This window comes from bacterium (assembly GCA_026129405.1).
Taxonomy (GTDB): Bacteria; Desulfobacterota; Binatia; order DP-6; family DP-6; genus JAHCID01.
The window spans coordinates 338,930-365,132 of the sequence record JAHCID010000004.1 but is presented as its reverse complement, the minus strand read 5'-3'; the positions used below and the strand labels follow the sequence as shown (position 1 = coordinate 365,132).

At 74.5% G+C, this 26,203-nt stretch carries 26 protein-coding genes; 10 read left to right on the top strand and 16 right to left on the bottom strand.

The genetic code is table 11. The features are described 5' to 3' along the window. Position 1: 1 nt before the first annotated feature. From KIT14_17330 to KIT14_17320, 3 genes are read right to left on the bottom strand one after another with little or no spacing between them, the layout of a single operon-like run. Complete coding sequence (locus KIT14_17330) at positions 2-1,594, bottom strand: AMP-binding protein (protein ID MCW5892286.1); 1,593 nt, start codon at positions 1,592-1,594, stop codon at positions 2-4. Continuing rightward, positions 1,591-2,421 (bottom strand): enoyl-CoA hydratase/isomerase family protein, encoded by an 831-nt coding sequence (locus tag KIT14_17325; protein ID MCW5892285.1) that lies wholly within the window; start codon positions 2,419-2,421, stop codon positions 1,591-1,593. The genes KIT14_17330 and KIT14_17325 overlap by 4 nt, the downstream gene beginning before the upstream one ends. Then, positions 2,421-2,699, bottom strand: coding sequence for a multidrug efflux SMR transporter (locus KIT14_17320; GenBank protein MCW5892284.1), 279 nt, complete (start codon positions 2,697-2,699; stop codon positions 2,421-2,423). The genes KIT14_17325 and KIT14_17320 overlap by 1 nt, the downstream gene beginning before the upstream one ends. 285 nt (positions 2,700-2,984) lie before the next feature. Between KIT14_17320 and KIT14_17315 the strand changes: the two genes are divergently transcribed. Beyond that, positions 2,985-5,009 (top strand): PQQ-binding-like beta-propeller repeat protein, encoded by a 2,025-nt coding sequence (locus KIT14_17315; protein MCW5892283.1) that lies wholly within the window; start codon positions 2,985-2,987, stop codon positions 5,007-5,009. On the opposite strand, the gene KIT14_17310 is transcribed toward KIT14_17315, so the two are convergent. Both KIT14_17310 and KIT14_17305 read right to left on the bottom strand, forming a co-directional pair. Next, positions 4,903-6,456, bottom strand: a complete 1,554-nt coding sequence (locus KIT14_17310; protein MCW5892282.1) for an AMP-binding protein — start codon at positions 6,454-6,456, stop codon at positions 4,903-4,905. The two genes, KIT14_17315 and KIT14_17310, sit on opposite strands and share 107 nt — an antisense overlap. A gap of 284 nt (positions 6,457-6,740) precedes the next feature. After that, positions 6,741-6,968 carry a BON domain-containing protein gene (locus KIT14_17305; protein MCW5892281.1) on the bottom strand — a complete coding sequence of 76 codons (228 nt, stop codon included), beginning with the start codon at positions 6,966-6,968 and terminating at the stop codon, positions 6,741-6,743. Between the two features lie 166 nt (positions 6,969-7,134). Here KIT14_17305 and KIT14_17300 point away from each other — a divergent pair, with 166 nt between their 5' ends. After that, on the top strand, positions 7,135-7,758 hold the full coding sequence (locus KIT14_17300; GenBank protein MCW5892280.1) for a VOC family protein: 624 nt from the start codon (positions 7,135-7,137) through the stop codon (positions 7,756-7,758). A gap of 31 nt (positions 7,759-7,789) precedes the next feature. Here KIT14_17300 and KIT14_17295 read toward each other — a convergent pair whose 3' ends face one another. From KIT14_17295 to KIT14_17280, 4 genes are all read right to left on the bottom strand, one after another. Then, entirely contained in the window at positions 7,790-9,364 is a 1,575-nt protein-coding gene (locus KIT14_17295) for an AarF/ABC1/UbiB kinase family protein (protein MCW5892279.1), read from the bottom strand. A 78-nt stretch (positions 9,365-9,442) separates the two neighbouring features. Beyond that, positions 9,443-11,290 (bottom strand): choice-of-anchor A family protein, encoded by a 1,848-nt coding sequence (locus tag KIT14_17290; GenBank protein MCW5892278.1) that lies wholly within the window; start codon positions 11,288-11,290, stop codon positions 9,443-9,445. Positions 11,291-11,589: 299 nt separating this feature from the next. After that, positions 11,590-11,727, bottom strand: coding sequence for a hypothetical protein (locus KIT14_17285; protein ID MCW5892277.1), 138 nt, complete (start codon positions 11,725-11,727; stop codon positions 11,590-11,592). Between the two features lie 167 nt (positions 11,728-11,894). After that, a complete protein-coding gene (locus KIT14_17280) occupies positions 11,895-13,019 on the bottom strand; it encodes an ABC transporter substrate-binding protein (GenBank protein MCW5892276.1) in 1,125 nt (374 codons plus the stop codon). Positions 13,020-13,107: 88 nt separating this feature from the next. Here KIT14_17280 and mtgA point away from each other — a divergent pair, with 88 nt between their 5' ends. Beyond that, positions 13,108-13,797, top strand: coding sequence for a monofunctional biosynthetic peptidoglycan transglycosylase (gene mtgA, locus KIT14_17275; GenBank protein MCW5892275.1), 690 nt, complete (start codon positions 13,108-13,110; stop codon positions 13,795-13,797). Positions 13,798-13,866: 69 nt separating this feature from the next. After that, on the top strand, positions 13,867-14,550 hold the full coding sequence (locus tag KIT14_17270; GenBank protein ID MCW5892274.1) for a chemotaxis protein: 684 nt from the start codon (positions 13,867-13,869) through the stop codon (positions 14,548-14,550). A gap of 78 nt (positions 14,551-14,628) precedes the next feature. Here KIT14_17270 and KIT14_17265 read toward each other — a convergent pair whose 3' ends face one another. The 3 genes from KIT14_17265 to KIT14_17255 all read right to left on the bottom strand — a co-directional run bounded on the left by KIT14_17265 (position 14,629) and on the right by KIT14_17255 (position 16,965). Further along, the gene (locus tag KIT14_17265) at positions 14,629-15,369 is read right to left on the bottom strand and encodes an endonuclease/exonuclease/phosphatase family protein (GenBank protein MCW5892273.1); all 741 of its coding nucleotides are present in this window, start codon (positions 15,367-15,369) and stop codon (positions 14,629-14,631) included. Positions 15,370-15,705: 336 nt separating this feature from the next. Then, positions 15,706-16,452, bottom strand: a complete 747-nt coding sequence (locus KIT14_17260; protein MCW5892272.1) for a hypothetical protein — start codon at positions 16,450-16,452, stop codon at positions 15,706-15,708. A gap of 12 nt (positions 16,453-16,464) precedes the next feature. Next, positions 16,465-16,965, bottom strand: coding sequence for a methylated-DNA--[protein]-cysteine S-methyltransferase (locus KIT14_17255; protein MCW5892271.1), 501 nt, complete (start codon positions 16,963-16,965; stop codon positions 16,465-16,467). Between the two features lie 117 nt (positions 16,966-17,082). On the opposite strand from KIT14_17255, the gene KIT14_17250 reads away from it, so the two are divergent. Genes KIT14_17250 through KIT14_17240 form a run of 3 tightly spaced genes read left to right on the top strand, consistent with a single transcriptional unit; the run spans position 17,083 to position 19,661 of the window. After that, entirely contained in the window at positions 17,083-17,988 is a 906-nt protein-coding gene (locus KIT14_17250) for a hypothetical protein (GenBank protein ID MCW5892270.1), read from the top strand. A 45-nt stretch (positions 17,989-18,033) separates the two neighbouring features. Then, the gene (locus tag KIT14_17245; GenBank protein MCW5892269.1) at positions 18,034-18,969 is read left to right on the top strand and encodes an LLM class flavin-dependent oxidoreductase; all 936 of its coding nucleotides are present in this window, start codon (positions 18,034-18,036) and stop codon (positions 18,967-18,969) included. A gap of 5 nt (positions 18,970-18,974) precedes the next feature. Then, a complete protein-coding gene (locus KIT14_17240) occupies positions 18,975-19,661 on the top strand; it encodes an NRDE family protein (protein MCW5892268.1) in 687 nt (228 codons plus the stop codon). 7 nt (positions 19,662-19,668) lie between these two features. Here the strand turns inward: KIT14_17240 and KIT14_17235 are convergent, their stop codons facing one another. Continuing rightward, positions 19,669-20,847, bottom strand: coding sequence for an acyl-CoA dehydrogenase family protein (locus tag KIT14_17235; GenBank protein ID MCW5892267.1), 1,179 nt, complete (start codon positions 20,845-20,847; stop codon positions 19,669-19,671). 86 nt (positions 20,848-20,933) lie between these two features. Between KIT14_17235 and KIT14_17230 the strand changes: the two genes are divergently transcribed. Next, positions 20,934-22,265, top strand: coding sequence for an FAD-dependent oxidoreductase (locus KIT14_17230; protein MCW5892266.1), 1,332 nt, complete (start codon positions 20,934-20,936; stop codon positions 22,263-22,265). Between the two features lie 15 nt (positions 22,266-22,280). Here the strand turns inward: KIT14_17230 and KIT14_17225 are convergent, their stop codons facing one another. The 3 genes from KIT14_17225 to KIT14_17215 all read right to left on the bottom strand — a co-directional run bounded on the left by KIT14_17225 (position 22,281) and on the right by KIT14_17215 (position 24,678). Then, entirely contained in the window at positions 22,281-22,727 is a 447-nt protein-coding gene (locus KIT14_17225; GenBank protein ID MCW5892265.1) for a Csp1 family four helix bundle copper storage protein, read from the bottom strand. A gap of 66 nt (positions 22,728-22,793) precedes the next feature. Further along, on the bottom strand, positions 22,794-23,597 hold the full coding sequence (locus tag KIT14_17220; GenBank protein ID MCW5892264.1) for an SDR family NAD(P)-dependent oxidoreductase: 804 nt from the start codon (positions 23,595-23,597) through the stop codon (positions 22,794-22,796). A gap of 43 nt (positions 23,598-23,640) precedes the next feature. Then, entirely contained in the window at positions 23,641-24,678 is a 1,038-nt protein-coding gene (locus KIT14_17215; GenBank protein ID MCW5892263.1) for a putative zinc-binding metallopeptidase, read from the bottom strand. Between the two features lie 111 nt (positions 24,679-24,789). Here KIT14_17215 and KIT14_17210 point away from each other — a divergent pair, with 111 nt between their 5' ends. Beyond that, positions 24,790-25,338: a carboxymuconolactone decarboxylase family protein gene (locus KIT14_17210; GenBank protein MCW5892262.1), complete on the top strand. Its 549-nt coding sequence runs from the start codon at positions 24,790-24,792 to the stop codon at positions 25,336-25,338. After that, positions 25,335-26,195 carry an alpha/beta hydrolase gene (locus KIT14_17205; protein ID MCW5892261.1) on the top strand — a complete coding sequence of 287 codons (861 nt, stop codon included), beginning with the start codon at positions 25,335-25,337 and terminating at the stop codon, positions 26,193-26,195. Before KIT14_17210 ends, KIT14_17205 begins: the two co-directional genes overlap by 4 nt. The last annotated feature ends 8 nt before the right edge of the window (positions 26,196-26,203 follow it).

Genomic DNA, 26,203 nt, shown 5'->3' with positions numbered 1-26,203 from the left:
CTCACTCCTTCAGCCGACGCTCCGCCTCGCGGCGCAGCTCGGGCTTGGCGATCTTGCCGGTGCCGGTGCGCGGCACGGCGGCCTCCTCGATGACGAAGACGTGGCGCGGCAGCTTGTAGCTCGCGAGCTCCGCGCGGCAGAACGCGATCAGCGCGTCGGGCTCGGGCGCGGCGCCCGCCGCCGGCACGACGAACGCGGCGACGTTCTCGCCGCGCGTCGCGTGCGGCACGCCGACGACGTGCGCCGCCTTCACCTGCGGGTGACGCCCGAGCGCCTCCTCGACCTCGACCGCGGCCACGTTCACACCCGCGGTCTTGATGACGTCCTTGAGACGGGTCGCGAAGTGCAAGCAGCCGTCGGCGTCGAGGTAGCCCTGGTCGCCGGTGCGGAAGAAGCCCTCGGCGTCGAAGGTCTCGGCGCGCGGTACGCGCAGGTAGCCCTCCATGAGTGTCGGCCCCTTCACCAGGATCTCGCCGCTCTCGCCCGGCGCCACCGGACGGCGCGTCTCGGCATCGACGATGCGGACCTCCATGCCGGCGAGCGGCCGGCCGAAGGTGTCGCGGCGCACCGCGGGCGGGTCGTCCCAACGCGCGCAGGCGACGCAGGTCGCCGTCTCGCTCATGCCGTACATGCCGACGGCGAGATGATCGGGACCGAGCAGCCGCTCCGCGAGCGGGTGGTTCGAGCCCTTGCGCAGGCGGAGCCGCGTCGCCGCGAAGGCGGGATGCTCGAGCAGCGGCCCGGCCTGATGCCAGCCCGCCATGAGCGTGCAGCCCTCGGCGGCGCACAGGCGCAGCGCCGCGCCCGCGTCGACCTGCTCCTGCAGCACGAGGCGGCCGCCGCCCGCCATGGTCGCGAGCGCGCCGATGACGAAGCCGCCGCTCCAGAAGAGCGGCATGTGGCCCCACCAGGCGTCGTCCGGACCGACGCCGAGGCAGTCGGCGATGCGCCGTCCGGAGAGGGCCAGCCCCGCGTGCGCGTGCACGACCGCCTTCGCCTGCGCCGTGGTGCCCGACGTGAAGAACACCGTCGCGACGTCGGTCGGCGCCACCGCCGCCGCGAGGCCGTCCAGCACCGCGTCGGGCACCTCGGCCGGGAGATCGTCCCAGCGCTCCAGGCCCGGGGCCTCGCCGTCCAGCAGCACGACGCGGCGGAGCGCCGGCACGGCGGGGTCGTAGAGCCGGCCCGGCACCGCGGTGCCGAGCCCGGGAACGATCTCGCGCAGCGCGGCGAGGTAGTCGTGCCGCAGGAACGTCGGCCGCAGGAGGAGCAGCTGCACGTCGGCGTGGCGCAGCGCGTACGCGATCTCCTCGCGCTTCCACAGCGTCGAGAACGGCACCAGCCGTGCGCCGAGGCGCAGCGCGCCGAAGGCGAGCGCGAGCCACTCGGGGCGGTTCGGGCAGAGGAGCCCGACGCGCGTGCCCTTCCCCACCCCGAGCGTGGCGAGCCGGCGCGACGCCTCGCGCGCGGCCGCGGCGAGGCCGGCCCAGGTCCAGCGCACGGTCGCGACGTCGTGCGCGGCCCACACCACGGCTTCGGCCCCGGGGTCGCGCGCGCAGACGTCGTCGAGAAAGGCGCCGAGCGTCTCGCTCACGGCTCCCAGGGCTCCTCGTCGAGCGCCGGCAGATCGGTGCTGGGGCTGAGCGTCCACTGCGGCGTGCGCTTCTCGGCGAACGCCCTGAGGCCCTCGCGTGCGTCGGCCGACTGCGTCGCCCAGGCGAAGGCGCGCGCGTCGCGCGCCTCGGCGGTGGCGGCGTCGGGCTCGCCGGCGTTGCACCACAGGAGCCGCTTGGTGAGCGCAACGGCGACCGGCGCCGTCTCGCGGGCGATGTCGCGCGCCAGCGCCTGCGCCGTGGCGAGGACCTCGTCGTCGGGCACGACGCGGGAGACGAGCCCGAGATCGCGCGCCTCGTCGGCGCCGACGAGGCGTCCCGTCAGCAGGAGATCGGCCGCGACGCTGAGCCCGACGAGGCGCGGCAGTATCCAGGTGCACGCGTTCTCCGGCACGAGGCCGCGGCGCACGAAGACGAAGCCGATGCGCGTCGACGCACCGGCGATGCGGATGTCCATCTGCAGCGGCAGCGTCGCACCGACGCCGGCGCACGTGCCGTTCAGCGCCGCGACCAGGGGCTTGCGCATCTCCCACGCGCGCAGCGGACGCCGCGCCTCGCCGGCCTGGCGCGCCGCCGCCGCCTGCTGGAAGACCCGACCGCCGCGCTCGAGGTCGGCGCCGACGCAGAAGTCGCGCCCCGCACCCGTGACGACCACGACGCGCACGGCGTCGTCGCGCTCGCAGCGCCCGAGCGCGTCGCGGAACTCGGCCCCCATCTGCCGCGTCCACCCGTTGCGCCGTTCGGGCCGGTAGAGGGTGAGCGTCGCGACGCCGTCGGCGATCTCCAGCCGGACCTGCTCGTAGTCCATCAGTGCACCTTCGTGGTGAGCTGCAGGAGGACGACCCCCGTGACGATGAGGCCGATCGCGCCGAGCCGCAGCGCGTCGCGGCTCTCACCCAGCGCGACCATCCCGGTGAGCGCCGTCAGCACGGCGCCGAGCCCCGTCCACACCGCGTAGCCGGTGCCGACCGGCAGGCTGCGCAGCGCCCAGGCGAGCAGCCACATGCTGACGGCGGCGCCGCCGATGCCGACGAGGGAGCCGGAAAGCTTCGTGAACCCGTGGCTCGCCTTCAGCCCGAGCGCCATCACGACCTCGAAGACGCTCGCGAAGAACAGGACGATCCAGGCGGTCACGCGCGCACCTCGGCACGCCGACGCGCCGCGTGACGGCGCGTCGCAGCGGGCGGGCGTGACGCTGGACGAGGCATGGGTACTCCGGACGACCGCGAGACGAACGAGCGTTCATAGTCGCCGCCGGTCGCGGGCGTCAACGAGGGCACGGTGCGGAGCAGGCAGTGAATTCGCTTGACTTAATTCAGGCACGGCTCGTACGCGGGTCGGCGTCCGACCCATCGCCCGAGGAGCTTCCGCATGTCCCACTTCGTCGCCGCCGCGCTGGTCCTGCTGCTCGCCGGGAGCGCCGTCGCGCAGACCCCGAAGACGTTCCCACCGCCGCCGCGCACCGCGTGGGCGCCCGTCGGCTGCCGCACGCCCGATCCCGCCGGCGGTGTCCTCGCGTCGCGCGGCGCGTGGCGCTCGCTGCACGCCGACGAGGTGAACAGCGACGAGGTCGCGGTCGCCTACGCGCCGGCGATGGCGGCCGACTGGGTCGCGGAGCCGCTCACCTGGAACCCGACGGGACCGGTATTCGACAGCGCCGGCAACGTCTACTTCGCGCCGTTCCAGCCGCACGACGGCGCGCTCGTCGTCGCGCTCGATCCGGCGACCGGCGCGCGGCGCTGGACGATCCCGAACTCCACCGGCTCGCCGTCCGGCAGCGGCACGCCCATGATCCTCGAGGACCCGGATCATCCGGGCGAGGAGCTGCTGTACCACGCGCGCTACGACCGCGTGCTGGCGGCGCGGACCGACGGCAGCGTCCTCTGGGAGATGCCCACCGGCCTCACCGGGCCCCCCGTCGGCGGCGGCTTCGGCGTCAACTACCACGCCGGCGCCGACGCCCTCCTCGGCCTCACGCGCGACGGCTGGCTCTACGCCGTCGACCGGCGGACCGGCGTCACCGTGCTGCCCGCGCCGTACCAGCTCCCCGGCGCGCCGTCGCCCGCCGGCCCGCCGCTCGCGACGCCGCCCGCCATCCAGGCCTGCGCCCAGGCCGAGCTCGAGAAGCTCGCCGACCTCCGCGGCCAGCCCATCTCGCTCGCCATCGACGTCCTGCTCGGCAACGGCGTCGAGGTCGCGAACTACTTCTCGATCGACGCCGCGACGGGCCGCATCTGGGTGGCCGCGACCGCCCCGGACGGCGACGACGGCAGCGTCGACGGCGTCTCGCAGCTGGGCGCGCTCTACGGGCTCGACCTCGTGCCGAGCGGTCCCGAGTGGCAGGTCGTGGAGGCCTGCCGGCAGACCTTCACCGGCGGCTCCGCCACCACGCCCGCGCTGCGCCGCGACGGCACGCGCGTCTACGTCGGCGACAACGTCGGCAACCTCATCGCCCTCGACCGCGACTGCCGCATCGCGTGGACGGTGAACGTCGGCGGCCAGATCACCGGCTCGATCGGCGTCGCCGCCGACAACGGCGAGATCTACGCCTCGACGGGCGGCACGATCCATCAGGTGATCGACGAGGGCGCGGCGGGCCGCCTCGCCTGGTCGGCGAACCTCGACGTCTACGACCTCCTGCCCGGGCAGCAGGTCGCGAACCAGACCGTCGCCGGCATCGGCGCGAACGCCGTCAGCTTCCAGGCGGCCGCCGTCGTGCCGCTCGGTGCGTCGCGGCTCTCGATCACCACCGGCGTCGGGCTGCTCGACCGCCTGACGGGCGAGGTCACCGCGTTCACGCCGGGGCTCGACGAGTCGGTCGCCGTGATGAGCACGAGCCCGGACGGCACGCTCTACATGGGCAACTCGCCGCTGCGCCGGCTGTTCACCTACTGTCTGGCCGAGGCCGGGCTGCTGACGATCCCGGTCGCGCCGCCGATCGGCGGCATCCGCAAGTTCCGCTCGGTGCGGCCCGACCTGCTCCTGCGCGACGCGGCCTGCGCCGCCGCCGACCGCGCCCGCAACGCCCAGCGCCACCGGCGGCGCTGCCCGGCGTCCGCCGGCCGACGCCGGGCAGCTCCCCATCCTGGTCGCGCAGAGCCAGCGCGCCGCCAGCGACGGCCGCCCGCCGCATGTCTCGGGCGGCAGGGACACGTGAGGAGCTCGAGCGGCGCTTCGGCCGCGCGGGCAAGCGTCTCGCCGCGGGCAAGCTCCCCGCGGCGCCGCTGCGCGCGGCCTGCCGGCAGGCGGCGCGCGTCGCGACGCCCTGACCCGCGAAGCCGGGCGCGGGCTACTGCCCGCCGCCCGCGAAGCGCTCGCGCAGCAGGTGCGTCTGGACCTTGTTGTGCGCGTTGCGCGGCAGCGTGGCGACGAACTCGATGCGGCGCGGCTTCTTGAAGCCCGCGAGGCGCGCGCCGGCGAACGTGCCGAGCGCCTCGCCGTCGAGCACGGTGCCCTCGCGCCGCACGACGATCGCCGTCACCTGCTCGCCCCAGCGCGGGTGCGGCGTGCCGATGACGGCGACGTCGGCGACGTCGGGATGCCCGCGCAGCACCGCCTCGACCTCGGCGGGCGAGACGTTCTCGCCGCCGGTGATGATGAGGTCCTTCACGCGCCCGGTGATCCAGAAGTAGCCGTCGGCGTCGCGGCGCCCGAGGTCGCCCGTGTGCAGCCAGCCGTCGCGCACGGCGAGCGCCGTCGCGCGCGGATCGCGGTGGTAGCCGGCCATGACGGTGGGCCCGCCGACGACGATCTCGCCCTCCTCCCCGGGCTCGGCGAGCGCGCCGTCGCCGCGGCGGATGGCGACGTGGACGTGCGGGTTCATGCACCCGATGGTGCCCGCGCGATCGAACACGCTCGTGCCGCGCGCCATGCAGACCCCGTCGGTCGACTCGGTCTGGCCGTAGGCCTCGATGACCTCGGCCCGGGCGAAGAGCTCGGCCAGCGCGCGCTTCGACGCCATCGGCGTCGGCGCGCCGCCCACGCTCACCTTGCGCACGCCCTCGCGCACGCGCGCCGGCAGCGCCCCCTGCTGCACGACGTCGAACACCATGCCGCCGATGAGCGGCAGGTCGGTGACGCCGTACCGCTCGGCCGCCTCCAGCACCGCCCCCACGTCGAACTTCTCGAGCAGCACCGCGCGCGCGCCGAGCAGCATGCGGCAGAGGAGGTGCGAGACCAGCACCGGAACGTGCGTCAGCGGGCTCAGGCATGCGCCGACTCCGTCGGCCTCGTCGCCGCGCGCCTGCGCGCAGGCGAGCGTCGCCCAGAAGAGGTTCGCGTGCGTCAGGACGACGCCCTTCGGCGTGCCGGTGGAGCCGGACGTGTAGGCGATGGCGGCGTGGTCGGCGGGCCCCGGCACGCGCGCCGCGGAAGCGCGACGCTTCGGTCCGCGCACGAGCAGGCGCGGCGCCGGCGGCAGCTCCGCGGCGACGACCCAGGCGGCGCAGCCGGCCGCGCGGGCGGCGTCGCGTGCGATCTCGGCCCGGGGCTCGTCGGCGAGCAGCGCGACGGCTCGTGCGTGCTCGAGCAGGCGCGCCGCCTCCGCGGCCGTCGAGCGCGCGCCGATCGGCACCGCCACCGCGCCGATGCCCCACACGGCGTAGAGCAAGGCCACGATCGCCGGCTCGTTCGCCGCACAGACGCCCACCGCCTGCCCGGCGCCGATCCCGCGCCGCACGAGCAGCGCCGCGAGCGTCTCCACGCCGTCGGCCACGCGCCCGAACGGCACGTGCGCGTCCCGGAAGACGAGCCCGCCGTGCTCGCCGCGCCGTGCGGCCTGGAGCCGGAGCAGCTCGGGCGACGTCGGCATCAGCAGCGGAGCGGGACGGCGTGGGGCGAGCATGACGGCTGGGCGCGTTCTAGACGCGCGCTCAGCCGGGCGTCAACGCGACCGTACGCCGGCCGGCGCGCCGCCGCGGCAGGCGCCCGTGGGCCGGCCCCGGCGAGGGACCGACCCACGGCGGCGAGGTCGTCCATGACCTCGACCGGTCGGGATGCGCGTTGGACCCGGCCCGGCGTGTGTGCCCTGCCATCCCAGACGGCAGCATGCGGCGTGCCACCCGAACGAGGCGAGAAACGGGCGTCCCGACGCCGCACGCCGCATGCGTTTGTAGAATGTCGGCGCGTTCAAGGCTCCGCCCGCTCGCGCACGCGCAAACGATTGTCGACCGCGCGAACGCCGCTCAGCGCGCGCACGCGCGTCTCGATCGCGGCGCGCTCGTCGGCGTCGTCGACGGTGCCTTCGAGACGCACGACGCCCGCGTCGACGACCACCGCGAGGTCGACGGGATCGACCACCAGGGTCTCGGCGACGAGCACGTCGATCTGCTCGCGCAGCGCTTCATCGTCTCGCATCGACATGGCACCTCCGTTCGTCGGGCTCTGCTCGCAACCCGGGTGCCAACCGCGCGGACACGTTCGCGCGGTCCACGCCGCGGCGGATGCAAAGAAGAAGTTACATGCCGGCGGGGCGCGCGCGACCGATCTTGCCAGCCCGGCGCGTGCCTCGTATGGGTCGCGCGTGCCAGCCACGTGCGATCACCTGCTGTGGGCCGGCCCCGACCTCGGGCGGGCGGTGGCGGGCATGGCGCGGCGCACGGGCATCCGCCCCACGTTCGGCGGCCACCACCCGGACCTGGGCACGCAGAATGCCATCGCGGCGCTCGGACGGCGGCGCTTTCTCGAAGTCATCGCGCCCGATCCGTCGCTGCCCGCCGGCGCGCTCGCCCGACGACTCGCCGCGCTGCCGGCGCCGACGCTGCTCATGTGGGCCGCCGCCACGCCGAGCGCCGCCGCAATCGCCGCGCGCGCCGAGGCCGAGGGCTACACGAGCGTCGTCGTCGACGGCCATCGGCCGCGTCCGGACGGCTCGATCGTGCGCTGGACCAACGTCTTCGTGTCGGGGCACGGCGCGGGCCCGCTGGTGCCGTTCTTCATCGAGTGGCACGACGGCGGCCATCCGGCGTCCGACGCGCCGTCCGGCCTGCGGCTGCGCAGCTTCGCCGCCGAGACGCCGCAGCCCGCCGCCCTGCGCGCCGTCTTCGAGGCGCTCGAGGTGCGCCTGCCCGTGCGCCGCGGCCCGGCCGCCCGGCTCGTCGCCCTGCTCGACACCCCGCGCGGGCCGGTCGAGCTGAGCGGACCCTAGTGTCCCGCGTCCGAGCTCCGGACTCGGGACACTAGCGCCGCCCCGCCTCTTCGAGGCGCTGCTGGATCACGGCACGGCGCTCCTGCACCTCGCGCTGGGTCAGCGACGCCACCTCGCCGTCGAGTCCCACGGCGCGGCGGATGCCGTCGAGGTCGACCGTCGTCCGCGTCGGATCGAAGCCGATGTCGCCCATGATGCGCGCGCCGTGGTTCACCGCGAAGTAGCCGTAGATGCGCACGACCTCGTCGAGCAGGTTGACGTCGGGCGCGAGCGTGGTGATGGCGCCGTCGAAGAAGAGCATGCCCTTCACGTAGAGCATGAGATGCTTCGGCAGGCGGGCGCCCAGGCCGAGGAGACCCTTCAGGAGCCGCTGGATCTCGTGCACCAGGTCCTCGCTCGAGAGCTTGGTCGGATCCTGCACGGGCTCGTCGATGCGCAGCAGGCGCATGACCTCGTCGAGATCGGCGTCGGGCGGCAGCGCGCCGAGATCACGAAAGGCCTCGAGCTGCCCGCGGACGTCGTTCACCGCCCCCGTCATCATCATGCGCAGGAACGCGAGACGCTGGGGCTCGTCCATGCGCCCGGTGATGCCGTAGTCGAACAGCGCGACGCGGCCGTCGCGCATGACGAAGAGGTTGCCGCCGTGGAGGTCGCCGTGGAAGACGCCGAAGATCATCGCGCCCTCGAGGAAGGCGATGAGCAGCGAGTGCACGACCGCCTCGGTATCGACGCCCGCCGCCCGCATGCCGGCGACGTCGTCGTACTTGAAGCCGTGCAGGCGCTCCATCACGAGCACGCGGCGCGTGACCAGCGTGGGATGCGGCCGCGGCACCACGACGATGCGCTGCCCCGCCTCGCACAGGACGCGGGCGACGTCGAGCATGTTCTCGGCCTCGAGCCGGAAGTCGAGCTCCTCGACGATGGTCTCGGCGAACAGCTCGACCAGCGCGGGCGGGTTCGCGAGCGCGGCCACCGGGATGCGGCCGACGAGGAGCGGGGCGATCCAGGCCATGGCGGCGACGTCCTCGTGCACCCGCCGCGCGACCGCCGGCCGCTGCACCTTCACGACGACGTCCTCGCCGGTGCGCAGTCGCGCCGCGTGCACCTGCGCGATCGACGCCGCCGCGAGACAGACGCGCTCGAACGAGGCGAACACCGATTCGAGCGGCGCGCCGAGGTCCTCCTCGACGACGCGGCGAACGACGTCGAACGGCTCCGGCGGCACCTGGTCGCGGCACTTCTTGAACTCCTCGACCAGCTCCGGCGGGAAGAGCCCGTGCCCGGACGACACGATCTGGCCGAGCTTGATGTAGGCCGGGCCGAGGCGCTCGAAGGCACGACGGAGCCGCCGCGAGAGCCCCTGGCGCGAGCGGACGCCGTCCCCGCGGCGCTCGCGCAGCGCCCACAGCGCGAGCCCGCCGCCGATCCGCGCCGCCGCCTCCGTGAAGCGCCCGAGCGGGGGCATTGAGCGGCGCGCGACCATGGCCGGCACCGCCTCCCGGGAGGCCGCGCGCAGCCGCGCCACGTCCGCCCGCCACGCGACGGCGGCCGGCTCGATCTCCCAGGGTCCTCGGTCGCCGAAGGCGAACTGCTCCGTGTCGCGCACCGGCACGGGAAGCTATCGCCCGCCGCGGCGCCCGGCAAAGGGGACCCGCACGGCGGCCGCCGCGCGGGTCCCGATCGCTCAGAGCACGCAGGCGAGGGTGATGTGCTTGTCGGACTTCTGGCGGCTGGCGCAGAAGCAGCCGAGCAGCGTCGAGTCACGCCCGAAGGTCAGCTTCGCGTGCGGGGCGTTCAGCGCCGCGCGCAGCACCGCCCCCTGGCTGACGCGGCCCGAGTGTCCGGCCAGGTTGATGACCGGCATCGGACCCTGCGGGTCGGCCGGGGTCAGACGCGAGCCCGACCCGACGGTGAGCTTCGAGACTACGTTCAGCGTCGTGACGCCGTCGGTGGCCAGCCGGGCACCGCGTCCCATGGTGACGCTGCAGAACTCGTAGGTGCCCGGGGCAAGCAGCAGCGTCCCGCCGTTCAGGATGCGCACGCTGCCGTAGCGGCCGGGCGCCAGCGGCCCGACGGTGGTCCCCGGGAGGACGCGGATCTCGTCGCCGCCGCAGGTGAACGTCGGGATCTCGCAGAACGGCTCCGCCAGCGGCAGCGCCGGCGCGGGACCGGTCGCGCCGCGCACGACGCCGTTCTGGCCGATCGACAGCGTGTTCGCCAGCACGGAGAACGCGTCGACCGCATGTCCCAGCGACACCCGATCGGCGACCAGCACGCTGCCGTCGGCGAAGCGCACGTTGCGTCCGGTGTTGATGCGTCCGCGCGGCATGTTGACCGTGACGCCGCCGCTCACCGAGGCGTCGTTGTTGATCTTCGACTCGTACGCGACGCGGAAGGCGGCGGCGCAGCCGCACGCCTGGTCGGGCACGGTCGTGGTCGTCGTGCTGCTCGTCGTGGTCGTGGACGTCGACGTGGTCGTGGTCGGGTCCACGGTGGTCGTGGTGCTGCTCGTCGACGTCGTCGTGGTGGTCGTCGCCAGCGTCGTCGTCGTGGTCGGCAGCGTCGTGGTGCTCGTCGACGTCGTCGTGGTGGTCGTCGCCAGCGTCGTCGTCGTGGTCGGCAGCGTCGTCGTGGTGGTCGGGAGGCACGCGAGGTTGCCGGTGAACTCGGGCTGGTGGATCTCCGAGGACGTCGTCAGCGCGCGGACCGCGGTCGAGCCGTCGATGTTGGCCTGGGTCGTCACGGCGGCGTACGGCGCCAGGATGGCGCCCATCAGGTTGCGCGCGTTGAGATTGATGCTGGTGGCTTGGGGGAAGTTCCACAGCACCCGACTGCGCCAGGTCGCCTGCGTGAAGGCGCTGACCAGGTTGCCGAACTGCCAGTCGACCGTCGTGCCCGTGACGTTGATGACGATCGTCTGCGCGCTTCCGGGCGTGAGCTCGATCTGCTGCACCTTCGAGTTGCCGAAGAGCGCGGACGCCGCGACCGTGAACACCGCGGTGCCGCAGGCGTCGGTCGTCGTCACCTGGAAGCGGGCCGGCCCGGGCTGGTCACCCGGCAGCGTCACCGCGTTGTTGGCAGGCATCGCGCCGATGGTGGCCGTGGCGCCCTGGAGGTCGGCGGTCATCTGCGCGTCGGACAGCGACGGATCGGGGACGAGGGCGCCGCCGCCGTTGAAGTTGATCGTGCGGCCGTTGGTGCTGCCGCCGACGCGCGCGCTGCCGCTCTGGAGCTGGAGCGGGTTGCCGGCGACGATCTGGCCGACGACGACGAGCGTGTCGTCGTTCGGCGGCACCGCGAGGTGGATCGCAAAGTTCGCGGAGGTGCCGCTGACGATGCTGCCGCCGACCCACGTGCGGCCTTCGACCTCGGAGCTCGTCGACAGATCCTCGAGCGTGATGAGGTCGTAGTGGGCCATCGCCGCGAGTGCGGCGGCGACGTCGGCGCGGGCCGGGGTCGCGAGGGTGAGGGCGAGAACGGGGACGAGGAGGGCGGCGGCGAGCCGGACACGGCTCGACTTGGGAAGGACCATTTGTCTGCGGGCTCCGTGGGGGGTGGGATCGTGCGGCGGGGATGCTGCGGCGCGCAGAGACGTACCCGGAGCAACGCGCCCTCCACAAGGCGCAAACCGCATGCTCGCGCCTCGGAACCCGCAGGTGCCATAGCCAGATAGCTTCACCCGCTCCACTGCGCACGCGGAGTGCGCGGCCTGCGATGCAGGCCTTCATGGCGACGGCGACGCGCGACGAGCGTCGAATGAACCGCGCCGGCGGCGCGCCGTCCGCGGCGCCGCGCAGGCAACGCGGAACGGCGGCGCCGGCCGACGTGGACTCAGCCCGGACCGATCAGGTTGTTGCCGAGCAGCACCCAGAGCAGCAGCAGCAGACCCACGGGAGCCCCCAGCAGGTAGAGGACGAGATAGCCGACCCGTCCACTCTCGGCGTCGCGCTCGTAGCGATGGAGCTTCATGTCGAATCCCCTCTCGAAGCGATGATGTGATCGCGGACGGAGGGGAACAGCATCGGCCGTGCCAGCGGCAGGCCCGCGAAATCGCAGCGTGCGCCCGTCGCGCCCACCGCGCATTGTAGAAATGCGATCCAGCCGGGGCTCGACCCGCCGAGAGCGCGCGCTGCCGTTCACGCGCAAGCGCCGGGCCGCGTCGTCGCCACCGGGTCGTGCAGGTCGACGAACACCGTGCGGCCGCCCGCGATGCGACGCAGGAGCAGCCAGTCGCCCTTGTACGCCTTGTGGTCCCACGGCCCGAGGCTCATGTGCGTACGCGGTCCGCCGTTGACGGCGGGCAGCATGCGGACCTTCTCGAGCCCCTGCTTCACGCCCTCCGGCGTCAGCAGCGGCGCGCGCGCGAGGCCCTCGGCGATCAGGCGCGCGGTGTCGTAGGTGAGCGCGGTGACGGTGTGGTCGGCGCGCTTGCCGACGGCCTGCGCGAAGCGGTCGAACGTCGGCCGCAGGAGCGGGTTGTGCTCGCACATCTGATCGACGCCGACCCAGCCCTCGAGCGCCGCCATCCACTCCGGCTTCGCGTAGCAGAACTGGAAGGCGGTGGTCATGATACGCGGTGGATCCCAGCCCATGCGCTCGAAGATCGGGCGCATGAGGATCGTCGGGTAGCCGTAGCCGAGGTACGCGAGGCAGTCGGGGCTCTGTTCGCGGATCTTGCGCAGCACGATCTCGAGGTCGTCGGGGATCTGCGTCGTGTAGGCCTCGATCAGGATGTCGAGCTTCTCCCTGGCCGCGTACCACCGGAAGCTCGACGCGTATTCGACGCCGCCCGGGCTCTGCTCGTGGATCATGCCGACGCGGCGGTAGCCCATGCGCCGGATCCACGTCGCCATGATCGCGGCTTCCTCGGCGAGGCCGCCGTTGCCGAGGTTGAAGCAGTACTCGCCGTGGTAGCGATCCGTGCCCGTCCAGGTGACGGCCGGCACGCCGGTACGATCGATCACCGGCGCCAGCGCCAGCGAGTTGTCGGTGATGAGCGGACCGATCGTGCACAGCACGCCCGCGTCGACGAGGCGCCGGTAGCCGTCGATCGTGTTCTTCGCCTCGAGCCGCGGCAGCCCGATCGCCTCCTCGACGATCAGCTCGACGGGCCGCAGGATCGTGCCGTCGGCGTGCGCCTCGTCGAAGGCGAAGCGCAGGCAGGCGAGGAAGTCCGCCTTGGTGCCCATGTCGAGGTCGATCAGCACGCCGATCTTCGTCGGCGCGAACTGGAGTCCGTGCGGCAGGGTGCGCTGGGCCATGGCGCGTGGCTACACCGGGTCGTTCGACGGCGACAAGCGCGCGCCGCGTCGCACTTGCGCGCGACGCGGGCTCGGCTAAGAGCGCTGCGTGCTGCGGACGGTGGTGCGGTGGCTCGGCGGGGCGGTACTGGCCTTCGTCGGCCTGTCGTTGCTCGCCGTCATGGTCGTCCGCGTCGTTCCGCCGCTGCTGACGCCGCTCATGGTGATCCGCGGCGTCGACTCGCTCCTGGCCGGCGAGCCGGTGGGCGTCGCCAAGGACTGGGTGCCGCTGCGCGAGATCGCCCCTGCCCTGCCGCGCGCGGTGATCGCGGCGGAGGACGCGCGCTTCTTCACACACCACGGCGTCGACTGGCGCGCGGTGGAGGAAGCTCGCGAGTACAACCGTCGCAACGCCGGCCGCCGGCAGCGCGGGGCGAGCACCATCACCATGCAGTGCGCCCGCAACGTGTTCCTCTGGCAGGGCCGCACCTGGGTGCGGAAGGGACTCGAGCTCTGGTTCACGGCGCTGCTCGAGCTCTGCTGGCCCAAGCGGCGCATCCTCGAGGTGTACCTGAACGTCGCCGAGTGGGGTCGCGGCGTCTACGGCGCGGAGGCGGCGGCGCAGCATTGGTTCGGGGTCCCGGCGGCGCGGCTGTCGGCGCAGCAGGCGGCGCTCCTCGCCGCGATGCTGCCGTCGCCGCTGCGCTGGGATCCCGCTCGGCCGACGCGCTACCTGGCGGCGCGCGCGCGGCGCATCGCGGGCTGGGCCCGCGACGTCGACCTGCGGCAGCTCGAGTAGCGGCCAGGGTGGCCGGGCGCTTCGGCCCGGCGCTCCAGAGATCCGCCCCGCCGACCGATGTATGTCGGCATGGCGACCCCGTCGACTTCCCCGGCCCCGGCGCCCGGTCCCCAGGTGATCCTGCTGAACGGACCCTCCAGCGCGGGGAAGACGACGATCGCGCGCGCCCTGCAGGCGCGGATCGCCGAGCCCTTTCTCCGCCTCTCCTTCGACGACTTCGTGTTCGCGCACGCGGCGCGCTACTACCGCGGCGCCGACGGCCCGGCGCGATCCGAGACCAACGAGTGGATCGACGAGGGCTGCCGGATCGTGACCACGTCGGCACCGGGTGAGCCGCCGGCCGTGCGGGCCGAGTTCGGGCCGGTGTTCCGACGGACCTTCGCGGCCATCGGCCCGACGGTGCGGACGCTGGTGGCGACGGGCAGTCGCGTGATCCTCGACCACGTCATCGCCGACGAGTGGATGTACGACTCCTGGCTCGAGGCCTGCGGCGACCTCGACGTGCTGCGCGTCGGCGTGACGTGCGCGCTGCCGATCCTCGAGTCTCGGGAGCGCGCCCGCGGGGACCGCGTGCTCGGCCGGGCCCGGGGCCTCGTGTCGGTGGTGCACACGTTCACTGCGTACGACGTCGTCGTCGACTCGGGCGCGGCGACGGTGGATCAGTGCGTCGAGGCCATCGTGCGCGCGGCGCGCCTCCGCACCTGCGCCGCGCCGTTCAGCGCCGTTCCATCCGCTCCGGTGGTCTCGGGCTGACGGGTCGCCGGGCACGCGGCGCAAGCTGCGCCACGCGAGCCGGGACGCGAGGGCGTGCCCGCCGACGCCGTGTGGGCCTCACAGCGCCAGGTCAGCGACCACCGCGAAGTGGTCGCTCGGATAGATCGTCGGGTCGTGTCCGGGCGGCTCGTTGGCGGCGACGTGCGCCCCCAGCACGCGCACCGGCCCGCGCACCCAGACGTAGTCGAGGCAGCCGCGGGCGCCGTCCAGGTCCATCGTCGGCGCCTGGATGCCCGACGGCCAGGTGAGCGGCGGCTCGTCGCCGTGCACCGCGTGATGCGCGGAGCGGAAGCCGGCGTCGCGCATGACGGCGCACGAGGCCTCGTCCGGGAGCGCGTTGAAGTCGCCGGTGACCACGACGCCGCCGTCGGGCGGCGCCGCGGCCACGAAGTCGCACACCGCCCGCGCCTGCTCCACCCGCAGATGCGCGTCCTCGGCCAGGTGATGGAGGTGCGTGTTGGCGAACCAGAGGGTGCGTCCACCGGGCAGCGCGATGCGCACCCGCTGCGCCACCCGCCAGTACTCGAGCCCGCGCGTCGCGTGCGCGCTCCCCGTGCCCATGCCGACGAGAATCGCGTTGCCGAAGCCGATCCGCGTCTCCGCAGCGAACGTCTGGTAGCGCCGCTCGGGCACGGCGTCCGCGAGCAGCGACTCCTGCCTCGCGTTCGCGAAGTCGACCTCCTGCAGCCCGGCGACGTCCGGCGCGATGCGACGGAAGGCGTCGACGAGCAGCGGTCGCCGCTCGGGCCAGCGGTCGAGGACGCCGCGGAGATTGAAGGTGGCGACGCGGAGTCGCATGCGGGCAGCGTAGCACGGAGAGACGCCGCGAGCCGCACCCGGCTCGCCCGGCGCGACCTCGCCAGACGGTCATGCCGACGTCACGGTGCGGCGGCTCGTGCGCAGCGCATCCGAGGTGATCCGCATCGAAGCGGAGGAGCTGCGGCTGCAGTCGGGGAAGGAGGTGCCGCTCGCGATCCTCTTCGCCGACCTGCGCGACTTCACGGGCATCGTCGACCGCCACCCCGCCTACGACGTCGTCCACGTCCTGAACCGCATCTGCGCGGCGATGCGCGAGGGCGCGGCGGCTGAGCGACGTCGCCGTGCTTCGCGGCCGCGGGTGACGACGGGGGGCGGCTACGCGAGCAGCGCCGCGCCCGGCGTACCGCAGTCGCACGCCCCCACACGCGTCGCGACGCCGCTCGCGTACCGCCACGGCGCACCGGGCGCCGACAGCACGAGCCCATCCGCCCCCGCCTCCGCGACCACCCCCTCGGCGCAGTGGAGCGCCGCGCGCGCGCACGACGCCGCGGCGAAGCTCGTCACCTCCGGCACCGCGAGCCAGCTTCGCTGCCAGCCGGCGAACGTCGCCGGCACGGCGGGCGTCGCCAACGGCCAGGTGCCGCGCGCGAGCCACACGATGCCCTGCCACCACGGCCGCGGCACCTCCGGCGCCGCGGCGAGGAAGGCGGCCGCCGACGCGGGCTCGAGGATCAGCACGGCGCACTCCACGCGATCGACCAGATCCCAGGCGCCGCGCTGCGCCGCCGCCGCGTCGACCTCGCCGAGCGGGACGTCGAGGGCGCCGATCGCCTCGTTCACGTCGCCGACGAGGAGCGCACCGGGCGTCGTCAGCGCACCGGGCAGGGTGTTGGCGACGCGCATCCCGGGGGCGATGCCGAGACGCCGGAAGAGCACGGCGCCGGCCTCGATCTCGCGCGCCAGCTCGCCCGCCGACCAGGGCAGCAACAGAAGATCGTCGCCGGTGCCGGTGACGCCGACGCGCACCGCCGGATCCGGCAGCGCGAAGGTGCGCTCGCCGAACGGCGGGCGGGCACGCTGGCTGGCGACGAGCTCGGGGCGGGAGCGGAGAGGCGACGACATGGGCTCGGGCTCTTAGCGCAGGTAGGCCCCTTCGTGCACGAGAAGCCAGCGTTTGCGCGCGAGGCCCCCGCCGTAGCCGGTGAGCGTCCCGTCGCTGCCGAGCACGCGGTGGCACGGGATGGCGAGCCAGATCGGGTTGGCGCCGTTCGCGCTGCCGACCGCGCGCACCGCCCCCGGAACGCCGGCGCGCCGGGCCAGCTCGCCGTAGGTGACGGTCGCGCCGGCCGGGATCGCGCGTACCGCGGCCCACACCCGCTGCTGAAACGGGGTCCCGCCCGGCGCCAGCGTCAGCGCGGCGAGGGCGTCGGGCTCGCCCGCGAAGTAGGCCGCGACCCGCCGGGCGGCGGCGCGGGCCGCCGCCCCGTCGGCTCCGCCGGCGTCGCCGAACCGGCGATGCAGGGTCCGCGCCGGCCTGGCGAAGGCGTCCGCGAACGCGAGCGCGCAGACGGCGCCGTCGCGGGTGACCACACGGACGTCGCCGAGCGGCGTGGCGACCAGCGCCGACTGGAGCATGCGCGCAGTCTGGCAGGCCGCAGACGATGCGGAAAGTTGTACAAACGCGCGCGCGCCCCCCGTTCGGCACGACGCGGAATGGAGGCCCGCCTGGCACGCAGCTCGCTTTCAGCGGCGATGCTCGCCGCCCCCGACACCCGAGGCCACCGCATCGCGTCCGCGGCCGGCACCGCACTCGCCGTCCTGCTCCTCGGAGCGCTCTCCGCCTCGGCGCAGGTGTGCGGTGACGGCGTGCCGACGCCGCCCGAGACCTGCGACGACGGCAACGTCCTGCCCGGCGACGGCTGCTCGCCGCTCTGCCAGCGGGAGAACCTGCCGCCCCTCTGCGACCGCGCCTTCGCCGACGTCCAGGACCTCTGGCCGCCGAATCACCGCCTGGTGCCGGTGTCGATCGCCGGCGTGACCGACCCCGACGGCGATCCCCTCCTGCTGGCGATCACCGCCGTGGCGCAGGACGAGCCGGTCGACGACACCGGGGACGGGGCCACCTGCCCGGACGCGATCGGGCTCGGCGGCGACGTCGTACGGCTGCGCGCCGAACGCCAGGGCTCCGGCGACGGCCGCGTCTACCACGTCGCGTTCGTCGCCACGGACCCGCTCGGCGCAGCCTGCACCGGCGCGGTCAGCGTCTGCGTGCGACACGACCGGCGGCCGGGCGGCACCTGCGGCGACGGCGGGCCGCTCTACGACTCGGCCGCCGGCGCCCCGGGCGCCTGCGGTGACAGCGACACCTGCGATCCCCGGCGCTGCATCCCCACCGCTGCGGAGCTGCTCGCGCTCTGCGAGCCGCTGCCGCGTCGCGTGCAACGCAAGCTCACGCGCGCCCGTATCCTGCTCGAGCGGGCCACGACGGCCGCACGGCCGCGACGCCAGGCACGCCTCACCCGGCGTGCGGATCGCCTCCTGCTGCGCGCCGACGCGCAGGTGACGCGCATCCTCAGCGGGTCGTGTCTCGCCGCCATCGGCGCGGCCCTCGACGCCGCCCGTACGTGCGTCGCCTGCGCCCTTCCCGTGCCGCGCTGACGCCGCGGTGGACTCGGCGCGAGCGGCGGGGCTAAGCCGGAGCGCATGAAGGTCCGCATCGGGCTCGGCGTCGCGCAGACGCCCTTCGAGGACGCGCGCGGCTTCTGGCGCTTCGTGGAGCGCTGCGAGGCGGGCGGCATCGACTCGCTCTGGCAGACCGACCGGCTGGTGTCGTCGCAGCCCCAGCTCGAGCCGATGAGCGTCATGGCCGCGCTCGCCGGCGGCACCGACCGCCTCAAGTTCGGCATGAACGTCGTGGTCGTCACCTTCCGCGATCCGCTGGTGCTGGCGAAGGAGTGCGCGACCATCGACTGGCTCTCGCGCGGGCGGCTGCTGCCCGCCTTCGGCGTCGGTCCCGCGATCGCGCCCGAGTGGGCGGCGACGGGGCGCGATCCCAAGGGCAGCGGCGCGATGGTCGACGAGGCGCTCGGCATCATGGCGCATCTCTGGGCCGGCGAGCGCGTCACCGCCCATGGCGCACACTACCGCTACACCGACGTGCGCATCGCCCCGCTGCCGATCCAGCAGCCGCTGCCGCTGTGGATCGGCGGCCGCAGCCGGAACGCCATCCGGCGCACCGCGCGCCTCGGCACCGGCTGGCTCGGCGGCGTCGAGTCGCCCGAGCAGGCCGGCCCGGTCGTGGCCGCCATCCGCGAGGCGTCGGCCGCCGCGGGACGGCCCATCGACGACGACCACTACGGGGCCGCGTTCGGCTTCCGCTTCGGCGCGACCGACGAGCCGCTCGTGCAGCGCACCGGCCAGGTGCTCGCCGCGCTGGCGCAGACGAGCGATGCGTCGCGCCACGTCGCGGTCGGCGGTGCGGCCGAGATCCTCGCGCGCATCGACGAGTTCGTGCGGGTCGGGGTCTCGAAATTCGTGCTGCGTCCGATCGCGCTCGGCGAGGCCGACGTCCTCGATCAGACCGAGCGGCTCATCGCCGAGGTGCTGCCGCGCGTGCACGGCGCCGTCCGCGCCGCCTGAGCCGCATGTGTACGATCGTCCTGCGGCTCGATCCCGAGGCCGCCGAGCCCGTGCGCCTCGCCGCCAACCGCGACGAGTTCCGCGACCGCGCCGCCGACGATCCCATGCCCGTCGCCCCGGGCATCTTCGCCGGTCGCGACCGGCGCGCGGGCGGCACCTGGCTCGCGGTCGGGAACGGGCGGCTCGCTGCGCTGACCAACGTCGCCGAGGCGCCGCGCGACGCGGGCGCACGGAGCCGCGGCGAGCTGCCGCTGCTCGCGCTCGCCGGCCGGCTGCCCGATCGACTCGACGCGTGGAACGCCTTCAACCTGCTGATCGTCGACGAAGACGGCGCCCGCGTCGTCACCCACCTCGGCGGCGGCCGCGTGCTCGGCCCCGTGCTGCTCGGCCCGGGCGCGCACGCGATCGTCAACGAGCCGTTCGGCCACGAGGCGACGCCGCGCGGCGCCCGCGTGCGCCTGCTGCTCGACGACGACGCCCCGGCCGACTTCCCGCTCTTGTGCGACCACGGCACCGCGGGCGGGACGAACGGGCTCTGCCACCACGGCCGTGCCTACGGCACCGTCTCGTCGACGGTGCTGGCGCTCGGGCGCGAGCGCGACGTGCTGCGCTACTGGCACCGCCCCGGCCAGCCCTGCACGACGCCGACGGTCGACCTCACGGCCGCCGCGCGCGCCGCCACGCCGCGCTGAGCGCGGCTCAGCCGCGCGGCAGCCCGAGCGCCTGCTGCGCGATGAGGCCGCGCAGCACCTCGGAGGTGCCCGACGAGATCGTCACCGAGCGCGAGTAGAGGTAGCGCTCCTGGGGCTCGCCGGCGTCGAGGGCCTGCGCCTCGCCGACGCCGAGCTGCGCCCACGGGCCTTCGAGCTGCATCGCCAGCTCGCAGGCACGCTGCTGCACCTCGCTGCCGAAGAGCTTCTGCAGTGCGGCGTCGGCCCCGGCGTCGCCGGCGTGCAGCTTCGGCAGGAGGCGCAGCGTGTGCGCCGCGAACACCTGCGACTCGATCCACGCCTGCGCCACCTGCCCGCGCAGCGCCGCGAGGTCGGTGCGGCCGCCGTCGCCGGCGGCGGCGCGGCGATAGAGGTCGCAGAGCGCACGCGCGCCGTTCTGCAGGCGGATCTTGAAATCGAACGCCCACAGCGTGCCGCGCTCGTGCGCCAGCGCCGCGCGGATCAGCGGCCAGCCCGCGTTCACCGCGCCGACGGTGTCGGCGACCGGGACCCGCACCTCTTCCAGGAACACCTCGTTGAACTCGCGCCGGCCGCTGATCTGCACCAGCGGCCGCCAGGTGACGCCGGGCGCGTGCATGTCGACGACGAGACAGGTGATGCCCTTGTGCCGCGGCACGTCGGGATCGGTGCGCACGAGCAGCAGCAGCCAGTCGGCGAAGTGCGCCTTGCTCGACCACACCTTCTGGCCGCTGACGACCCACTCGTCGCCGTCGCGCACGGCGCGGCAGCGCAGCGAGGCGAGATCGCTGCCGGCGTTGGGCTCCGAGAAGCCGAGACACCACACCTCGTCGGCCGGCAGGATGCGCGGCAGGAAGCGGCGCTTCTGCGCATCGGTCCCGGCGTGCAGCAGCACGGACCCGACGATGTTCACGGCGACGGCGTCGAGGATCTCCGGCGCGCGGACCCGCGCCATCTCCTCGGTGAAGATGATCTGCTCGTTCAGCGACGCGGCGCGGCCGCCGTGCTCGCGCGGCCATTGGATGCCGACCCAGCCGCCGCCGGCGAGCGTCTGCTGCCAGCGTCGCTGGTACTCGCGCCGGGCCTCCTCGTCCTCGGGCGGCCGCTCCGCCGGCAGGTGCTGCGCGAGGAAGTCGCGCAGCTCGCGGCGAAACGCCTCTTCGGCCGGCGTGAACTCGAGCTCGAACATCCGGCCGGCAGACGTACCGTACCGCGCGCGGCCGCAGCAAGGCACGCGCGGCTTGCCAGCATTGCTCTCGCGCGCGATGAAAACCCGTGCCCGCGAGCCCCTGGCTGCAGACGCTCCCGCCGCCGGCGCCGCCGCTCGTCGGCGACGGCGACGCCGACGTGGTCGTCGTCGGCGCCGGCTTCACGGGCCTCTCCACCGCCCTCGCGCTGCGCGCCGCGGGCCGCGGCGTGACGGTGCTCGAGTCGACGCACGCGGGCTTCGGCGCCAGCGGTCGCAACGCCGGCCACCTGACGCCGGTCATCGGCAAGGACCTGCCGACGCTCGCCACGCTGTTCGGCCGCACCCGCGGCCGAGCGCTGGTCGGCCTCGTCGAGACGGCCATCGCCCACGTCGAGGGGCTCATCGCGACCCACGCCATCGCCTGCGACTACGAGCCCGTCGGCAACGTCATGGCCGCCGTCGACCCGGCCCAGCACGGCGTCCTCGACAAGGCCGCACGCGCCGCTGCCACCCTCGGGCTCGACGCCGAGCTGCTCGAGCTAGCGGCGATGCGGGCACGCGACCTGCCCCCCGCCTTCACGCGCGGCCTGCTCTGGAAGCGCGGCGGCATCCTCGACCCGGGCCGCTACGTGCTCGGGCTGCGGCAGGCGGCGCTCGACGCCGGCGTCGTCCTGCACGAGGGCTCACCCGTCACCGCCATCGGCGACGACCGTCCGGCGGTGGTGACGACGCCCGGCGGCCGCCTGCGCGCGCGCGACGTCGTACTGGCGACGAACGCCTGGACGCCGACGCTCGGCCGCCTGCATCACCTCGTGATGCCGATCCACGTGCGTCTCTTCCGCACCGCGCCGCTCGGGCCGGCGCAGCGGGCGAGCATCGGCTGGTCGGGCCGCGAGGGCATCTACACGGCGCACGAGATGCTGGAGAGCTATCGGCTCACCGCCGACGGCGCCATCGTCGGCGGCTCGAAGACCGTGCGTGCGGCCGCCGCCGGCCACGACCCCGCCGACGCTGCGGCCATCGACGCCGAGATCGAGCGCGCCTTCCGCGAGCGCTTCCCGACGCTCTCCGAGGTGCCCGTCGTCGCGCGCTGGGGCGGGCCGCTCGGCTTCGCGCTCGACTTCCTGCCGGCGATCGGGCGCACGGGCCGCGCCGGCAACCTGTGGTACTCGGCGGCCTACGCCGGCCACGGCATCGCGCTCGCGAGCTACGCGGGCACGATGCTCGCGGACCTCATGGCCGGGCGCCCGGGACCGGGTGCGGCGCTGTGGGCGCACCGCAAGGTGCCGTTGCCGCCGAGCGGGCTGCTGCGACGGCTCGTCGTGCGGACGCTCGTCGGCGTCTTCGGGATGCTCGACGAGCGCGTCGACCGGGTGGTACGGCAGCGCGCGCGGGCGCCGCAACGTCCCGGCGCCTGAGCCGCCGGCGTGCCTTCAGGCCGGCGTCGGCTTGGCGGCGGCGATGAAGCCGGCGCAGGCGTCCGCGCACGTCTTGCACACGGCGTGATGCGAGGCGTGCTTGCGGCACTCGGCCTCGCAATCGCGGCAGACGTCGGCGCACACCGCGACGAAGGCCGCGAGATGCGTCGAGCCCAGGGCGGCGAGGCGCGCCGTCGCGTTGCAGACGGCGAGCATGCGCTCGACGCTGGCGGCGCAGTCGGCGAGCATGGTGTCGCCCCGCTTGAACTCCATGAGGCAGTGGGCGACGCAGGCGTCGCCGGCCTCGACGCAGGCGAGCGAGGCCGCGATCAGCGCGGCGTTGGCCTTCGCGGGCGGCGTCGCCGGCGCCTCGTCCTTGGCCAGCACGATCTCCGGGGCTCCCGCGACCATCAGGGCTCCCGCCCCGGCCAGCACCTCGCGTCGGTTCAGGCTTCGCTCCATCGTCTCCTCCTCGCACCGCTCATGCCGGCGAGCGCCAGCGCGTTCCGGCCCCGTAGCACGGTCCGCTCAGACCCGGAAGTGCGCCCGCAGGATGCGTAGCGCGAGCGCGTCGGGCAGCAGCCGGCGCACGAGCGGCACGAGACGCGACGCCGGCCCGACCGGATAGCGCACGCGCGGCCGGCGTGCGGTGAGCGCGCGCAGCACGGCCGCCGCCACGACCTCGGGACCCGGCGCGGCCTCGAGCGACGCCCGGATCACCGCCTCGCAGGCCCGCTGCCGCTCGGCGTAGGCGACGGACGGCTCGCCCCAGTCGGTCGCGTCGTTGAACGCCGTGCGGATGTCGCCCGGCTCGACGAGCGACACCGAGACACCGGTCGGCGCCAGCTCGACCCGCAGCGCCAGGACGAATGCGTCGAGCGCCGCCTTGGTCGCCGAGTAGTGGGCCTGGAACGGGATCGGCGCGCGGCCCGCGAGCGAGCCCACGACGACGATCCGCCCGGCCCCACGGCGCCGCATGCCCGGCAGGGCGGCGCGCAGCGGCGCGAGCGTGCCGAAGACGTTGGTCTCGAACTGCGCGTGGGCCCGCACGAGCGAGACCTCCTCGACGCTGCCGAAGATGCCCATCCCCGCGTTGCAGACGAGCCCGTCGAGCGTGCCGCCCGCCTCGTCGGCGACGCGCGCGACGCCGGCCCGGGCCGCGGCCTCGTCGCACACGTCCATCGCCACCCAGCGGATCGGCCCCGCGTCGGCGGGCGGCCGCCGGCTCGTGCCCCAGACGCGGAAGCCGCGGGCCGCGAGCAGCGCCGCCGTGGCGGCGCCGATCCCAGAGGAGGCGCCGGTGACGAGCACGGCGGGCGACGACGGCGGCACGCGCCCGCAGTAGCGGGCCGGCGCGCCGCGGCGCAAGGCGACGTCAGGCCGCGGGCGGGCTCGCGTTCGCCGCCGCCGGCGCCTCGCGGGTCGCGACCAGGCGGTGGACGAGCCGCATCTTGTCAAGCACGGCGGGCGGCAGGACGAAGGGGTAGAGGTCCGCGTGCCCCATGGAGCGGTTCAGCATGTTGAGCGCCCACGCCAGCGGCAGCCACAGGGCGATCATGCGGTCGAAGCCGGGATCGCCCGCGAGCGGCTGGGTCGCGGTCGCGCCCGCCGGCGCGAAGCCGAAGGCGGCGGCGGTGTCGAGCGTGTCGCGGATGTGGAGATAGTGCGCGAAGGTCTCGGCCCAGTCCTCGGCCGGATGCATGGTGGCGTAGGCCGACACGAAGCGCTCCTCCCAGCCTGCCGGCGCGCCCTCCGCGTAGTGACGGTCGAGCGCCGCCTGGTAGTCGGCGTCGGCATCCCCGAAGAGGGCCTCGAAGTCGGCCCGCGCGCCGCCCCGGTCGACGAGCACGAACCAGTAGTAGTGCCCGATCTCGTGGCGGAAGTGGCCGAGCAGCGTGCGGTACGGCTCGGCCATCGCGACGCGCAGCCGCTCGCGGTGGACGTCGTCGCCCTCGGCGAGGTCGAGCGTGATGACGCCGTCCGCGTGGCCCGTCGTCACCGTGCCCTCCGTGCTCGAGAGGAGATCGAACGCGAGGCCGCGCTCGGGATCGACCGTGCGATCGTCGATCGGCAGGCCCAGATCGACGAGCTCGACGACCAGGCGGCGCTTGGCGGTCTCGGCCTCGGCGAAGGCCGGCATGGCGGCGTCGCCGGCGGCGGGCCGCGTGCGCGTCAGCGAGCACGAGCGGCACAGGCCGCCGGCGGCCTCGGCGGGCGCGATCCAGTTGCAGCCGGCGACGCCGAGGTTGGCGCACATCCGTCGCGGCGGGTCGTCCCGCGTGGCGCCGGCCGCGTCGACGACGACGAACCCGCGGGTGGCGGGGTCGAAGCCGATCGGGCTCTCGCAGCCGAGGCACACCGAGTTCTCGAAGGCCAGGCGCTGGCCGCAGTTGGGACAGGCGAAGTCGCGCATCGGGTCGATCTCCGTGTCGGGCGGGCTCGTACTCTACGCCGTCGCGCGGCCACCGCCAGACCCTTCGTGCAGGGGCTTGCCCCTCCGGCGGGCCGTGCGATAGCTGCGCGCATGGCCCGCCTCCCCTATGTCGATCCCGAGACGGCGCCGCCTGCGGTGCGCGAGGTGTTCGATCGGCTGCCGATCCACCTGAACGTCTTCCGCATGATGGCCCACGCCGAAACCAGCTTCCGGCCGATGCTCCAGCTCGGCACGAGCATCCTCGGCAAGCAGCAGCTGTCGCCCATCCTGCGCGAGCTGGTGATCCTGCGCGTCGGCCGGCTCTCCGGCGCCGAGTACGAGTGGACCCAGCACGTGCCGATCGCGAAGGCCGTGGGCGCGAACGACGCACAGGTCGCCGCGCTGGAGCGCGACGACCTCGCCGATCCCGCGTTCGACGCCGTCGAGCGTGCCGTGCTCGCGTTCACCACCGAGGTCGTGCGCGACGTGCGCGCGTCGGACGCGACGCTGGCCGCGGTGCGCGCCCACTTCTCGGACCGCGAGGTCGTCGAGCTGCTGCTGACGATCGGCTACTACATGATGATCGCGCGCCTGCTCGAGAGCACCGGGGTCGACCTCGACGCGCCCGCGGGCGCCCGCCTGGTGTCGTCGTCCCGGTGACCGCGAAGTCGCGCTTCATCACCGCCAACCGTCTCCGCCAGCATCTGCTCGAGTGGGGCGAGGGACAGCGCGTGGTGCTCCTCCTGCACGGCTATCTCGAGCATGCGCATACGTGGGACCTCGTCGCGCCGCGCCTCGTGCAGGCCGGCTACCGCGCCTTCGCGCTCGACTGGCGCGGCCACGGCGACTCGGAATGGATCGGCGCCGGCGGCTACTACCACTTCGCCGACTATGCGGCCGACCTCGGCTTCCTGATCCGCCAGCTCGGCGGCCGCGCCGCGGTCGTCGCGCACTCGATGGGCGCCACGGCGGCCATGCTGTACGCCGGGACGGAGCCCGAGCGCGTGACGGCGCTCGCGCTGATCGACGGCGTCGGCCCGCCCGACCTCGCCGACCCCGACGCCCAGCCGTCGCGCTGGGCCGCCTGGATCGCCGACCTCGAGCGCGCCACCGAGCGCGACCCGCGCACGATGACGCTCGACGAGGCGAAGTCGCGGCTGCGCGAGCGCTTCCCGCGCTTCTCCCCCAACGTCACGCGGCTCATGGCCGAGCACGGCACGCGCGCCCGCAGCGGGCAGCGCACCTGGAAGTTCGACCCGATGCACCAGACGCGCTCGCCGGTCGGCTACTCGCGCGCGGCGGGCCTGGCCTTCGCGGCCCGCGTGACGGCGCCCGTCCTCTTCGTCGAGGGCAGCGAGAGCCCCGTACGCCTCGACGCCGACGACCTCGAGGCGCGGCTCGTCGCGTTGCGTGCCACGCGCGCCGTCATCGCCGACTCCGGCCACCACCCGCATCTCGAGCAGCCCGACGCGCTGGCCGACACCCTGATCGCCTTCCTCGACGAGCACGATGCCTGAACCGGAGG

Bases quoted from the DNA above. Each gene is read 5' to 3' on its own strand.
- KIT14_17325 (MCW5892285.1), bottom strand. From the start codon at position 2,421: ATGGACTACGAGCAGGTCCGGCTGGAGATCGCCGACGGCGTCGCGACG.
- KIT14_17320 (MCW5892284.1), bottom strand. From the start codon at position 2,699: ATGGCGCTCGGGCTGAAGGCGAGCCACGGGTTCACGAAGCTTTCCGGC.
- KIT14_17315 (MCW5892283.1), top strand. From the start codon at position 2,985: ATGTCCCACTTCGTCGCCGCCGCGCTGGTCCTGCTGCTCGCCGGGAGC.
- KIT14_17310 (MCW5892282.1), bottom strand. From the start codon at position 6,456: ATGCTCGCCCCACGCCGTCCCGCTCCGCTGCTGATGCCGACGTCGCCC.
- KIT14_17305 (MCW5892281.1), bottom strand. From the start codon at position 6,968: ATGCGAGACGATGAAGCGCTGCGCGAGCAGATCGACGTGCTCGTCGCC.
- KIT14_17290 (MCW5892278.1), bottom strand. From the start codon at position 11,290: ATGGTCCTTCCCAAGTCGAGCCGTGTCCGGCTCGCCGCCGCCCTCCTC.
- KIT14_17285 (MCW5892277.1), bottom strand. From the start codon at position 11,727: ATGAAGCTCCATCGCTACGAGCGCGACGCCGAGAGTGGACGGGTCGGC.
- KIT14_17280 (MCW5892276.1), bottom strand. From the start codon at position 13,019: ATGGCCCAGCGCACCCTGCCGCACGGACTCCAGTTCGCGCCGACGAAG.
- KIT14_17270 (MCW5892274.1), top strand. From the start codon at position 13,867: ATGGCGACCCCGTCGACTTCCCCGGCCCCGGCGCCCGGTCCCCAGGTG.
- KIT14_17265 (MCW5892273.1), bottom strand. From the start codon at position 15,369: ATGCGACTCCGCGTCGCCACCTTCAATCTCCGCGGCGTCCTCGACCGC.
- KIT14_17260 (MCW5892272.1), bottom strand. From the start codon at position 16,452: ATGTCGTCGCCTCTCCGCTCCCGCCCCGAGCTCGTCGCCAGCCAGCGT.
- KIT14_17255 (MCW5892271.1), bottom strand. From the start codon at position 16,965: ATGCTCCAGTCGGCGCTGGTCGCCACGCCGCTCGGCGACGTCCGTGTG.
- KIT14_17250 (MCW5892270.1), top strand. From the start codon at position 17,083: ATGCTCGCCGCCCCCGACACCCGAGGCCACCGCATCGCGTCCGCGGCC.
- KIT14_17245 (MCW5892269.1), top strand. From the start codon at position 18,034: ATGAAGGTCCGCATCGGGCTCGGCGTCGCGCAGACGCCCTTCGAGGAC.
- KIT14_17240 (MCW5892268.1), top strand. From the start codon at position 18,975: ATGTGTACGATCGTCCTGCGGCTCGATCCCGAGGCCGCCGAGCCCGTG.
- KIT14_17235 (MCW5892267.1), bottom strand. From the start codon at position 20,847: ATGTTCGAGCTCGAGTTCACGCCGGCCGAAGAGGCGTTTCGCCGCGAG.
- KIT14_17225 (MCW5892265.1), bottom strand. From the start codon at position 22,727: ATGGAGCGAAGCCTGAACCGACGCGAGGTGCTGGCCGGGGCGGGAGCC.
- KIT14_17215 (MCW5892263.1), bottom strand. From the start codon at position 24,678: ATGCGCGACTTCGCCTGTCCCAACTGCGGCCAGCGCCTGGCCTTCGAG.
- KIT14_17210 (MCW5892262.1), top strand. From the start codon at position 24,790: ATGGCCCGCCTCCCCTATGTCGATCCCGAGACGGCGCCGCCTGCGGTG.